The organism is Sphingomonas adhaesiva, assembly GCF_036946125.1.
Taxonomy (GTDB): domain Bacteria; phylum Pseudomonadota; class Alphaproteobacteria; order Sphingomonadales; family Sphingomonadaceae; genus Sphingomonas; species Sphingomonas adhaesiva_A.
Genome location: NZ_JAQIJT010000002.1, coordinates 1,731,991 through 1,744,887 on the forward strand (window position 1 = coordinate 1,731,991; position 12,897 = coordinate 1,744,887).

Sequence of the window (12,897 nt, forward strand, 5' to 3'; positions counted from 1 at the left end):
CATGGCATTCGATGCGGCTCGAGATGCGCGCCGCGTCGGAGCACCGGCGCGGCGACGCCGGCCGGGCGACGCGCCCGGCCGGCCGACGACGATCAGAAGCGGAAGCGCGCGCCGCCGGTGATCGTCCGCCCCATCGCCCGAAGGCCGACGGGCAGTTCGGGGTAGGTGTAGTAGAAGCTCTTGTCGATATTCCCGAGGAGGTTCGACCCCTCGATGCTGAGCGTCAGGAACTTGAACGGCGTGTAGGTGATTGCGGCGTCGAGCCGCTGCGTCGGCCGCGACGAGATGGTCCAGATCTGGTCGATCGACGGCTCGCCGGTCTGGAACTTCGATCGCCAGTTATAGGCGACCCGGACGCCGAACATCGGCGTTTCGTAATAGCCGATCAAATTGTACGACCATCGCGAGGTGAAAGGCGCATCGCGCCGGACGAACTCATAGACGATCGGATCGTTCTCGTTCTGCTGCGGCAGCGGATTGGGAAGCGAGATATCGGCGACCGGGATGAAGGTCGCGTTCACCGTGGCGCCGAGATTGCGCAGCAGTCCGGGCAGGAAAGAGAAGAAGCCGGTCGCCTGCGCCTCGAACCCCTGCGTCTTGCCCGGACCCGAGTTGCGCGGCTTCTCGACGAAGCGCGCCTGCCCGCCGAGTTGCGGCACGTTTTCCCGCTGGCGGGTATAGAAGATGAAGCCGTTCTGGATCTTCGAGAAGGCACCGAAGGAAATGATGCCGCCGCGGCCGAAATACCATTCCAGCGACAGGTTGTAGTCGTCCGTGGTCGCCGGCCTCAATTGCGGGTTCCCTGCATAGACCGTCGCCAGGGGATTGCGATAATCCGTCGCGAAGAAGTTACGAAGGGCAAACAGACTCGGCCTCTGGACGTTATAGCTGTAGCTACCGCGCAATTGAAGCTTGTCGGTAAAGTGCACCGTCGCAAAGGCACTGGGAAGAATATCGACGTAATTGCCGCGAAGATTTTGGGTTTCGAACGTATCGGGGCCATATTCGTTAGGAATGGGCAGCCGTGTCACCGGATCGATCGCCTGCGGGCCGGGAACCAGGTTCCGGCCGTTGATCGAATTGTAGGTGTTCACGTAACGGACACCGACATTGCCGTCGATCGGGAAGCCGGCCTTGAAGGCGTAATCCAGGATCGCATAGGCGGCGAAGCTGTTTTCCCTGTTATCGCTCGTATTGCCCGTGTTGGCGGCCGACGGACGGACGGTGCCGAACAGCGATTCCACCCCCGCGTCCCTGCCGGGGCCATCCAGCCCCTGCGGATTGTTCGCGATGATGAACTGCCGCAGCGCCGGGAAGGCATTGAAGAGCTGCCCGCTGTCGAGCTGGACCCACGACACCGGGGAGCCGCCCGGAAGCTGGGGCGTGATGACGACGGTGTCGACGCCCGGAATGTTCGACAGCGGGATCTGCCGATCGGTGTCGAACCATCCGGCGTAGCGGTAGCTGTCCTTGAATGAATTCGTGTTCTTCGCGAAGCGCGCACCGAATTTCGCGGCCCGGAGCAGGCCGGACGGATCAAGTTCCTTCCAGATATCCACCTGGGCCGAGAATTGCGAGTTCCGCCCCTCGCCCAGATTGTCGTACAGCGCCTGCACGCGGGCCTGTTCGGGGTTCACCGGGTCGACGTTGTAGAAGTCGAAATACGGCCCGTTGTTCTGCGTCTTGGGCGAATCGAAATCGACCCGGAACCGATTGAGTCCGACGTAATTGCCGTTCTGCCCGTTCGAGTAATATTGGCTGTTGCTCCACTGATATTGCGCGCTGGCGTCGATCCTGACGCCGGGCGATTCGAAGTGGGTTTCGAAATTCGTGCGATAGGTGTTGCTGCTGCCCTGGCTTTGTCCGGCGTTGAAGCCCGCATCGACCCGCCCGCCGTTCACGACGCTGACGGTGCCGTCCGGGTTGCGCACCCCCAGGTTGACGACATCATATCCCAGCAGCACGCCGCTGGGCGCGATGCGCGGGTTCTGGATCGTGTAATAATCCTGCCGCGTAAGGGCGTAGATGGAATTGAACTGATCGGTGTAGGTCTCCCCGAAATACGATCCTTCGAGGACGAAGTTCAGCTTCGGACTGACGCGCCACTGCATCGCACCGCTGAGCGATTTCTGCTCGCGTCGTCCGTTGTTGGTGCCGTAGGCGGCGCGGAACGGCGCGACCAGCCGGTCGCGCTGATCCTCGGGCAGGCTCAGCCGGATCGTGCAGGTATCGCAGCCGAGCAGGAAGGGCGACTCGCTGTTGTTCGCCGCTTCGGCGTAATTCTGCTTCGCGTAGGCACCGTTCAGCAGGAACCCGATCTCGCCGATGCCGGTATCCATGCGGTTCGCCACCAGCAGGCTGGCCGAGGGGCTCCACAATTTGCCCTGTTCCGCATATTGGTCGCGCACGCTGCCGGCGATCGTCCATCCCTTGCGCAGTTCGAGCGGCCGGCGCAGTTCGACGTTCACCGAGCCGCCGACGCCGCCCTCGATCTGGTCGGCGGTCCGGGTCTTGTACACCTCGATCGACTTCACGAGTTCGGCGGGAACGCTCTCCAGGGCGAGCGTGCGTCCCTCGCCGCCGGGCAGCGGCGCGGTCGCGCCCTCGACCCCGTTGACGGTCGTCTGAACCCCGGCGAGGCCCCGGATGGTGAACCCGTTGCCGCGCCCCTGGCTGCGGGTCACGGCGACGCCGGTCACGCGCGCCATCGCGTCGACGACGTTGTTGTCGGGCAGCTTGCCCGCATCCTCGGCGGTTACGACATCGACGATCTGACGCGCCCGGCGCTTGCGGTCGATCGAGTCCTTCACGCTCTGGCGCAGCCCGGTGACGATGATGTCGCCGCCGGCGACGGTCGGCGACCCTTCGATCCGGGTGTCGCGCGTGCCCGCGGCCTTGGCGGCGCGAAGGCGGCGCCGCTCGGCCCGGCGCGCCTCGCGCGCAGCCTTGCGGATCGCGGCCCGTTCCGCCCGGGTGGGTTTCGCCGGCGCCTGCGCGGCCGCTTCCTGAGGTGCGGCGAAGCTCGTCGTGGGCACCGTCGCCATCACCAGAGCGGCCATCGCCGTTCCGAGCATCATCTTCCCGTGATCGGTGGTCGCGCCCATCTTCACCCCTCCCTATGGACTGTTCTTATATCGTATACTATAAGACTTTCGCCTCGCTGTCAACCGGAGGCAGGGTGAAATTGCGGAATGCGGCAGGAGGCCATTGTTTGGGGATCGTCATGACGCCCGACCGACCCTTACCTTCGGCGCCGGAACAGCCGCCCCGGCACCGTGGGACCCTCGCAAAAGTCTCCACCGTGCTCCTGCCTGCGCAGGAGCACGGCGTGGGCGCGGCGCTGCTGCATCCACTTTGCAAAGGTCCTGCTCAAGGGCGGGGAACAGAAAGAGGCTTTCACATAGGTCCCGCACCGTCGGGAAACCATCGAGCGACGCAACGAAGCCGGTCGTCGCTCGCGGCGTTCGGGCACCGCAATCCGTTTCCTGCGACCGCAACGGCGCAGGGCGGCTCCGCCGATCGCGCGCGTCGCCGCGACTGCGTCAGGAATCGAGTAGCGAGACTTCGGTGTCGACCAGCGCCAGTGCGATCAGGTCGACCATCGCCGCCTCAGCACCCTGCGGGTCGGCGCGCTCGATGGCGTCGAACAGCGTGCGGTGGTCCGGCACGGGATCGCGCGGCAGCGCGCGCTTGCGCTGCTTGTAGATCGTGGTCCAGGCGATCGCGGCCATGATCGAGCTGGCGAGCGCGATGATGAGGTCGTTGCGCGTCGCCTCCAGCATCGTCATGTGGAACTGCTGGTCCGCCATCCGGCCGCGTCCGTCGGCCAGCCCGTGCTCCGCCATCGTGGCCAGCGCCGCCCGCATCGCCTCGACATCCACCGCAGATCGCCGCGATGCCGCCAGCCGCGCCGCCGCGGGCTCGACCATCATCCGCATCTCGAACAGGTCGTGGATGAACTTGGCGCTGGGCTCGGCCTGGAACTGCCACGCCAGCAGGTCCGGATCGAGCAGGCTTCAGTGACGCCGCGCGCACACCCGGGTTCCCGTCTTCGGCCTGCTCTCGACCAGGCCCTTGGCGATCAGTACGCGGAATGCCTCGCGCAGGACCGATCGGGAAATGCCGATGCTCGCGGCGAAGTCGATCTCACTCGGGAAGACGTAGCCGGGGGCGAGTTCGCCCGACAGGATCTGCACCCCGATCTGCTGCGCCAGCGAGCCTTCGTCCCGCGCCCGTTCGCCCGGTCGAATGAGCGTACCCAGCCGTGTGAAGCCGCGCGCGTCGAAGCCTGTCCCCATCGCGCGGATCATACAAAATCCCAAATCGAAAGTCCAATGTCCATATATCGTATAAGGTATGTTGTTACTGTTTATTCTTTGTCGTAGCTTCCGGGCAACGATATCGTTCCGGAGTTGCCTATATGCGTCGTCCTTTGTTGCTGGGAGTGTTGCTGGCCGGCGTAACGCTGGCGGGCGCCGCCCCGATGGCACCGATATCGGCGGCACGCGTCGCACCCACCCCGACAACGATCTTCGCGCTGGGCGGCGTCACGGTGGCGCTTCGCCCCGACACGCAGACGCTCGCGCGTCTCTCCCCCAAGGCCGAACCCGCGTTCAGCTTCGTGCCGACCACGCGGGAGACGGAGCGCTCCGGCGACGGCTACAACCATATCGGCGACCTGAACGTGCGCCTGCGCACGCCCGGCGGCGCGTGGCGGGATTTCGCGTCCGCGCACCGGCGCGCGCCGATCCGCCCGCTCGCCGCGACCCGCGGCACGCTCGCCGCCGCCGACATGACCGCGACGATGGGCGCGGGCTTCCCGCTGACGGTCGTGCGGCGCTGGACCGACGAGCGCGGCGCGCTGGGGCTGCGCTTCACGCTCACCAACCGCGGCACGGCGCCGGTCGAGATCGGCGCGCTCGGGATGCCGATGGTGTTCGACAACATCATCACCGACCGCAGCCTGGACGAGGCTCATGCCCAGGCGAGCTTCGTCGATCCGTATATCGGCCGCGACGCCGGCTATCTCCAGGTCACGCGGCTGAACGGGCGCGGCCCCGCGCTGCTGGTCCTGCCCGCACGCGGCACCCCGCTGGAAGCCTATGTCCCCCTCAAGAACCCGGGCGAGGCGGGCGACGGCGCGATCTTCACCGACCGCAGCCCGCGCGGGCAGACGTCCGAGGGCTTCTACGACTGGACCGTCCACTCCGCGGGCTATGTCGAGCGCGAGTGGAAGAACGCGGGCACGCAGTGGAACACGCCCACGAGCCGGACGATCGCACCGGGACAGACGGTCGAGATCGGGGTCCGTCTGGTCCTTTCCCCCTCGATCCGCGCGATCGAGCCGACGCTGATCGCCAATGCGCGCCCGGTCGCGGTCGGCATCCCGGGCTATGTCGTGCCCACCGACCAGGTGGCGCAGCTCTTCCTCAAGGCACCGAGCGCGCTCGCCGGGGTCGAGAGCGAGCCCGCCGGCGCGCTGACCGCCACCCGTGCGGGCGACACGAAGGGCTGGACGCGGCTGAACGTCGCGGCGCGCGGCTTCGGCCCGGCGCGGCTGACGCTGCGCTATGCCGACGGCGAACGGCAGACGGTGAGCTATTACATCACCAAGCCGCTGGACCGCACCATGGCCGACCTCGGCCGCTTCTCCACGACGCGTCAATGGTACGAGGGCAAGGGCGACCGGTTCGGCCGCACGCCCTCCATCCTGACCTGGGACAATGAGGCGAAGAAGATCGTCGACGTCGAACCGCGCGTCTGGATCGCGGGGATGAGCGACGAGGGCGGCGGCGGGAGCTGGGTCGCGGCGACGATGAAGCAGCTCGACAACCCCGCGCCGGACGAGATCGCGAAGCTGGAACGGCTGATCGACGGCACGGTGGTCGGCAACCTCCAGGTGAAGGACGGCCCCCACGCCGGCGCCGTCAAGAAGAGCCTGTTCTATTACGCCCCCGCCAAATTCCCCGATGCGTACAAGGGCTTCCCCGCCGATGCGTGGAAATCCTGGACCTCGTGGAACGAGAAGGACGCCGGCGATCTCGGCCGTGCGTACAATTATCCACACGTCGCGATCGGCCACTGGGTGCTGTACCGCACCGCGCGCAACCATCCGGGGCTCGTCACCCGGCACGACTGGCGCTGGTATCTCGACCATGCCTATCGGACGACGGTCGCGATGATGCGCGACGCGCCGCATTATACCGAGTTCGGCTTGATGGAGGGCGACGTCTTCCTCGACATCCTGAAGGACCTGCAGCGCGAGGGGCTGACCGCCGAGGCGACCGAGATGGAGCGCCTGATGAAGAAGCGCGCCGACCATTGGCGCACGCTCAAATACCCCTTCGGGTCGGAGATGGCGTGGGATTCGACCGGCCAGCCGGAGGTCTACGCCTGGATGCGCTATTTCGATTACGCGCCCCAGGCCGACGTCACCCGCGAGGTGATCCTGGGCTACGATCCGACCATCCCCTCCTGGGGCTATAACGGCAATGCGCGCCGCTACTGGGACTTCCTCTACGGCGGCAAATATCCGCGGATCGAGCGGCAGATCCACCATTACGGGTCGGCGCTGAACGCGGTGCCGCTGTTCGACAGCTTCCGCCGCGATCCCAACGACCTCCACCTGCTCCGCGTCGCTTATGGCGGGATGATGGGCGGGATCACCAACATCGCCGAGGACGGCGCCTCGTCGGCTGCCTTCCATGCCTGGCCCGACATGATGAAGTGGGACCCGTACAGCGGCGACTACGGCATGGGGTTCTACGGCCATGCCATCGCGGCGGGGAGCTATTTGGTCGACGATCCGACCTTCGGCTGGATCGGTTTCGGCGGCGCGGTGACGCGGGCGCGCGATGCGGTGACGATCACGCCCGCGGACGGTGCGCGCGCACGGCTGTTCGTCGCGCCGGTTGGGCAATGGATCACGCTGGAGGCAGGCAAGATCCGCAGCGCGACCTATACCCCCGCGACCCGGCGGATCACGCTCGCGCTCGATCCGGCGACCGCGACGACCCCGGCGGCGCGGCTGTTCGTAGAGGCGACGACCGGGGGCGCGGCGTATCAGCCGGGCACGGGCCGGGCGGAGCGCGGCGGCTGGACCATCCCGCTGCCCGGCACGGCGACCGAGGTGGTGCTGGCGCCGCGTTGACGGCGGCGGAAGGCAATATCTGAGCCGTCGAAGGCGTAGACGCCCGCGCCGTGCGGCGCGGGCCTGCTCAGGTCGATCAGCGCTTCGCCCCCTCCTGATCGGTCGTACCGGGCGCGACCACCCGCAACAGCACCGTCCCGTGCGCGGGCACGCGCAGCCGAGTCTCGTCCGCCGCCAGAGCACGCCCGCGCCACACGTCGATGATACGCCCGCCCTGCGCGGCCAGCCCCGGCGGGACGTCGGCGTCGCGATCGGCGGTGGTGCGGTTGAAGATGGCGATCGCGACATCCCCGCCGGCGAGTGGCTTGCGCCAGGTCTCGATCCCGTCGACGCTGGTTTCGCGGCGTCCCTGCACGCCGAGCGAATCCTGGTCGATCGCGATCGCGCCCCCGTTCTCCAGGATCGCGGCGTCGCTCGCGCCCGTGAGGCGCAGGTCGTGGCCCATCAACAGCGGGGCGGCCTGGATCGCCCACAAGGTGAAGTGGGTGCGATATTCGTCCGCGCTCATCCCGCCGTTGCCGACCTCCAGCATATCGGGATCGTTCCACCCGCCCGGCCCCGCGTGCGGAAACTGGGGGTTCCGGACGAAGCCGATATCGGACATGGTCTTGTAATCGTCGGTGATGTCGCCCGTCGTGCGCCACAGGTGCCCGCCGACCGAACGTCCCCAGTCGGCGACGTCGAACCGGCCATATTGGCACAGCGAATAGACGATCGGCCGCCCCGTCGCGCGCAGCGCCGCGCCCATCTGATAATAGGTGCGCTTCACGCTGTCGGCGTCGGCGTAGAACCATTCGCCCGAGCACAGGTCGTATTTGAGGAAATCCACGCCCCAGCGCGCGAAGGTGCGCGCGTCCTGCTCGACATGGCCGTAGCTCCCCTCATAGCCGGCGCAGGTCTTCGGCCCCGGCGAGGAATAGATGCCGAGCTTCAACCCGCGGGCGTGGACGTAGTCGGCCAGCGCCTTCATGTCCGGGAACTTGGCGTTGGGCCGAAGCTCCCCGTCGGAGCCGCGGGTCCCCTGCCAGCCGTCGTCGATGTTGACGTAGACGTAGCCCGCGTCGCGCAGCCCGCTCGACACCATCGCGTCCGCCATCGCGCGCACCGTCGCGTCGTCGATCTTCTCCGCGAACCTGTTCCAGCTCGACCAGCCCATCGGCGGCGTCCGCGCGAGGCCGTCGTCGGGGAGCGAGCCGAGCGCGGGGAGCGGCGGTGCGGGGCGGAAGGTGCGCGCGGCGACCTCCGCCGGGGTGCCGCGGCGGCCGTCCTGCACCACGTGCGCATACCACATATCGCCGGTCAGGCGGACGCCGCGCGGCGTGAAGCGCGCGGTCCAGCGGCGCGTCGGATGCGCATTGTCGTTCAGGTTGCGCGTGTCGAAGGTCAGCGTGTCGCCGCGCAGCCGCGGGTTCTGCATCGCGATCGGGCCGTACCAGCGCGTCGTGATCTCCCCGCGCACACCGGCACCGTCGCGCTCGACGCGCATCATCGTGACCCCGGGGTAGGACGGCGCGCCATCGAACACCCAGCTTCCCGTGCGCGCCGGCGGCGCGGCGGCGGCGGGAAGCGCGAACAGCAACAGGCACAGCGCGGCCCATGCGCGACGGATCATGTCGGCCCTTTCGATTGGCAGTGGCGAAGGAAAAGAGGTCAGGCGTTGGCGGGTGCCTCGCGTTCGACGCTGCCGCGGCGACCGTAGAGGGCGTAGAGCGCCAGCCCGATGACGTTCCAGATCAGGAAGCGGGCGATCGTGGACGAGGGCAGGCTGAAGAGGAGGTAGAGGCAGCCCAGGATCGCGAGCGTCCCCACCACATAGGGCGCGGGACAGCGGAACAGCCGCGGCGCGTGGGGCGCGCGCCGGCGCAGCACCATCAGGCAGCCGCCGACCGCGATGAAGGCGAGCAACGTGCCCGCATTGGCGAGCTCGGCGATCTCGTCCAGCCGGAAGAAGCCGGCGACCGCTGCGATGGAGATGCCGGTCAGCACCGTGATGAGCGTCGGCGCGCCCGTCCGCGCGCTCACCTTCGCGAGGCGGCGCGGGAGCAGGCCGTCGCGCGCCATGACGAAGAAGATGCGGCTCTGGCCGTACATCATGACCAGGATGACGGACGGAAGCGCCACCACCGCAGCGAGCGCGATGAGGTGCCCCGCCTGCGGCTGGCCCAGGGTGCGCAGGACGAGCGCGAGCGGCTCGGCCGAATCGGCGAGCTGGGTGAAGGGCAGCGCGCCGACCGCCGCCACCGCCACCGCCATGTAGATCGCGGTGCAGACCACCATCGAGCCCACGATCCCGATCGTCAGGTCGCGGCCCGGGTTCTTCGCCTCTTCCGCCGAGGTCGCGACCGCGTCGAAGCCGTAGAAGGCGAAGAACACGATCGCCGCCGCGGCCATTACGCCCCTTTTCTCCCCGCCGATCTCGGTCGAGGCGAAGCCGTAGGGCATGAACGGGTGGAGGTTGTCGGCGGTGAAGGCGGGCAGCGCGAAGGCGATGAAGATCGCGAGCGCGGCGAGCTTCACGACGACGAGGACGATGTTGAGGGTCGCGCTCTCGCGCGTGCCGGCGACCAGCAGCCCCATCACCGCCAGCGCGACCAGCACCGCTGGCAGGTTGACGATCCCGCCGCCGTGCGGCCCGGACAGCAGTGCCGCGGGAAGGTGGATGCCGGCGGACTGGATCCAGCCGACGAGATAGCCGGACCAGCCGACCGCCACGGTCGAGCAGGCGAGCGAATATTCGAGGATCAGCGACCAGCCGACGATCCAGGCGATCGTCTCCCCCAGCGCCGCGTAGCTGAAGGTATAGGCGCTGCCCGCCGCGGGGATCATCGTCGCAAGTTCGGCATAGGCGAGCGCGGCGCAGGCGCAGACCGCACCGGCGATCGCGAAGGCGAGGATTACCGCCGGCCCCGCGCGCTCCGCCCCGACGCCGGTCAGCGTGTAGATGCCGGTGCCGACGATCGCACCGACCCCCAAAGCGATCAGGTGCGGCCAGGACAGCGTCTTCGCCAATGCTGCGCCCGACGGGCGATGCAGCAGCGTATCGAGCGACTTGCGCGGTCCGAACATGGCTCCCCTTCCCCCTCGGCGCCCCCGGTTCATCCGGTGGCGAATTGTACCCTGAGATCGTCCAGCGTCGCGCCGATGTGCGCGGCCAGCAGCGCCTCCAGCGCCGCGCCGTCGCGCGCCAGGAACGCGTCGAGCAGCGCCCGATGCTCGCGATGCGCGCGCGATTCGCGCCCCGCCGGCTCCAGATGCGCGATGACGTAGCGTTCGGCGAGGATCGACAGCCGCTCCACCATCTGCGTCGTCAGCAGCCGGCCGCCCGGGCGTACCAGCGCGACGTGGAACTCACGGTTGCGCACCGCCACCTGCGGCAGGTCGGTGCTCGCGGCGCGGTCGAGCCGCTCGAACGCGTCGGTCGCGGCGGCGCGCGCGCCCTCGTCCGCCTGCGTCGCCGCATCGGCCGCCGCGCGCGGCTCGATCGCAAGGCGGAGCGCGTAGATCTCCTCCACCTGCGATGCCGACATCGGCTGGACGAAGAAGCCGCGGTTGGCGTGGCTGGTCAGGAGCCCCTCCTGCTCCAGCCGCGCCAACGCCTCGCGCAACGGGATCTTGCTGACCCCGAGTTCCGCGGCCAGCGCATCCTGGCGGATGGGGGAGTCGGTCCCCAGCTTGCCCATGACGATCTGCTCGCGAACGATCTCGAACACGCGCTCGGAAAGCGTCCTCACGACAATGCTCATGCTGGGTTCCTCGTTGCGGTCACTTGACCTGGAACCCTTCCCAGAAGCGATCGCTGCGGTCGATCCAAATCGTATTGAACCCGGTCGCCACCGCCGACCCCTCGATCGAGGGCACGATGCCGACCTTGTCGCCGACGCGGGTCGCGCTTTCGACCCGGCCGGTGAACCGGCTGCCGATGTAGCTTTCGTGGACGAACCGCTCGCCGACGTTGAGCTTTCCCTGCGCCGCGAGATGCGCGAGGCGCGCCGAGGTCCCGGTCCCGCACGGGCTGCGATCGATCGCCTTGTCGCCGTAGAAGACCGCGTTGCGGCCGTCGGCATCGTCGGCGCGGGGCCGGTCGGCCCACAGCACGTGGCTGACCCCGCGGATCGTGGGGTCGAGCGGATGGACCGGCTCGAACGCCGCGCGCACCTTCTCGCGGATGATGCCGCTGAAGCCGACCAGCGCAGCAGCGCCAAGGTCGTCCAGACCGGCATAGGCGCCCTGCGGCTCGACGATGGCGTAATAGTTGCCGCCATAAGCAACATCGACCGTCATCGGTCCGAAGCCGGGCACTTCGATCGCGATCCCGGTCGCGGCGACATAGGCGGGGACGTTGGTGATCTTCACCGCGGTCACCCGGTCGCGCTCGGCCTCATAGGCGATGTCGATCGTGCCGGCGGGCACCTCCACCTTCAGGCGACCGGGGGTGGCGGGCTGGATCAGCCCGTGTTCCAGCCCGAAGGTGACCATCCCGATCGTGCCGTGCCCGCACATCGGGAGGCATCCCGACGTCTCGATGAACAGGATGCCGACATCGGCGTCGGAGGTCGTCGGCGGATAGAGGAAGCCGCCCGACATCATGTCGTGCCCGCGCGGTTCGAAGCACAGGCCGGTGCGGATCCAGTCGAAGCGCGCCAGGAAATCCTGGCGCCGCTCCGACATGGACGCCCCCTTCAACAGCGGCGCGCCCCCGGCCACCAGGCGGACCGGATTGCCCGCCGTGTGGCCGTCGATGCAGAAGAAGGTGTGCCGCATCGGGTCCGCGTCAGGCCGCGAGCGCGACGCCGAGCGACGGGCGCGTCGCCGCGGCCTGCTCGACCATCGCGATCACCTCGGCGCGGCGCGCGCCCTGAAGGACGTAGCGCGGCGGGAGGACGCGCTCCGATCCGCGGCCCATCACCTGCTCGGCGAGCTTGATCGACTGGACCAGGTCGTGCTCGGCATCGAGGTGGAGCAGCGGCATGAACCAGCGATAGATCTCCATCGCCTTCGCATGGTCGCCGCGCTCGAACGCGGCGACGAGTTCCACCGACTCCTTCGGGAAAGCGTTGGTCAGCCCCGACACCCAGCCGCGCGCACCGAGGTACAGCCCCTCCAGCGCGACGTCGTCGAGCCCCGCGAACAGCACGTAGCGATCGCCGAAGGCGTTGCGGAAGTCGGTGAAGCGGCGCGTGTCGGGCGCCGATTCCTTGACCGCCACGATGTTCGCGACGTCGACCAGCGCCTCCAGCACCGCACGGTCGATGACGGTGCGATAGGCGGGCGGGTTGTTGTAGAGCATGATCGGGAGCGCGGTCTGTTCCGCGACGCCCTTGAAATGGTTCACCAGCTCGTGCGTCGCGGGCACATAGACCATCGGCGGGAGGAGCATGAGGCCGTCCGCCCCCGCCTTCTCCGCCGCCCGGGCGTAGCGCACCGCGCGGCGGGTGTCGTATTCGGACACGCCGGTGACGACCGGCACGCGGCCGTCCACCGCTTCGACGATCGCGGTCAGGACCGACACCTTCTCGTCGAATTCGAGCGAATTGTTTTCGCCGACCGTCCCCAGCGCGATGACGCCGGTCACGCCATCGTTGACGAGGTCGTCCACCACGCGCTGGGTATCCGCGAGATCCAGCGACAGATCCTCGCGCACCTGTGTAGTCACCGCAGGAAATACGCCCTTCCAACCGATCGTCATCGTCTCGCTCCCAATGCGTTGGATACGGTATACGATACTACCTCCAATAGCGCAATCGCCA

The 12,897-nt window shown here is 68.0% G+C and carries 9 protein-coding genes; 1 reads left to right on the plus strand and 8 read right to left on the minus strand.

The window, feature by feature from the left end:
- Positions 1 to 92 precede the first annotated feature (92 nt).
- The 3 genes from PGN23_RS14495 to PGN23_RS14505 form a co-directional block, all read right to left on the minus strand.
- On the minus strand, positions 93 to 3,104 hold the full coding sequence (locus PGN23_RS14495) for a TonB-dependent receptor (RefSeq protein WP_335303694.1): 3,012 nt from the start codon (positions 3,102 to 3,104) through the stop codon (positions 93 to 95).
- A gap of 438 nt (positions 3,105 to 3,542) precedes the next feature.
- A complete protein-coding gene (locus tag PGN23_RS14500; protein ID WP_335303695.1) occupies positions 3,543 to 3,938 on the minus strand; it encodes a FadR/GntR family transcriptional regulator in 396 nt (131 codons plus the stop codon).
- Positions 3,939 to 4,016: 78 nt separating this feature from the next.
- On the minus strand, positions 4,017 to 4,310 hold the full coding sequence (locus PGN23_RS14505) for a FadR/GntR family transcriptional regulator (RefSeq protein WP_335303696.1): 294 nt from the start codon (positions 4,308 to 4,310) through the stop codon (positions 4,017 to 4,019).
- Between the two features lie 110 nt (positions 4,311 to 4,420).
- On the opposite strand from PGN23_RS14505, the gene PGN23_RS14510 reads away from it, so the two are divergent.
- Positions 4,421 to 7,150: a DUF5695 domain-containing protein gene (locus PGN23_RS14510; RefSeq protein WP_335303697.1), complete on the plus strand. Its 2,730-nt coding sequence runs from the start codon at positions 4,421 to 4,423 to the stop codon at positions 7,148 to 7,150.
- A 76-nt stretch (positions 7,151 to 7,226) separates the two neighbouring features.
- On the opposite strand, the gene PGN23_RS14515 is transcribed toward PGN23_RS14510, so the two are convergent.
- The 5 genes from PGN23_RS14515 to PGN23_RS14535 are packed head-to-tail and all read right to left on the minus strand — an operon-like array spanning position 7,227 to position 12,836.
- Positions 7,227 to 8,762 (minus strand): glycoside hydrolase family 27 protein, encoded by a 1,536-nt coding sequence (locus tag PGN23_RS14515; protein ID WP_335303698.1) that lies wholly within the window; start codon positions 8,760 to 8,762, stop codon positions 7,227 to 7,229.
- 38 nt (positions 8,763 to 8,800) lie between these two features.
- The gene (locus PGN23_RS14520) at positions 8,801 to 10,216 is read right to left on the minus strand and encodes an amino acid permease (RefSeq protein ID WP_335303700.1); all 1,416 of its coding nucleotides are present in this window, start codon (positions 10,214 to 10,216) and stop codon (positions 8,801 to 8,803) included.
- Between the two features lie 29 nt (positions 10,217 to 10,245).
- Positions 10,246 to 10,893 (minus strand): GntR family transcriptional regulator, encoded by a 648-nt coding sequence (locus PGN23_RS14525; protein WP_335303702.1) that lies wholly within the window; start codon positions 10,891 to 10,893, stop codon positions 10,246 to 10,248.
- 19 nt (positions 10,894 to 10,912) lie between these two features.
- Positions 10,913 to 11,911 (minus strand): 4-hydroxyproline epimerase, encoded by a 999-nt coding sequence (locus PGN23_RS14530; RefSeq protein ID WP_335303704.1) that lies wholly within the window; start codon positions 11,909 to 11,911, stop codon positions 10,913 to 10,915.
- A 10-nt stretch (positions 11,912 to 11,921) separates the two neighbouring features.
- Positions 11,922 to 12,836, minus strand: coding sequence for a dihydrodipicolinate synthase family protein (locus PGN23_RS14535; protein ID WP_335303706.1), 915 nt, complete (start codon positions 12,834 to 12,836; stop codon positions 11,922 to 11,924).
- Between the last annotated feature and the right edge of the window lie 61 nt (positions 12,837 to 12,897).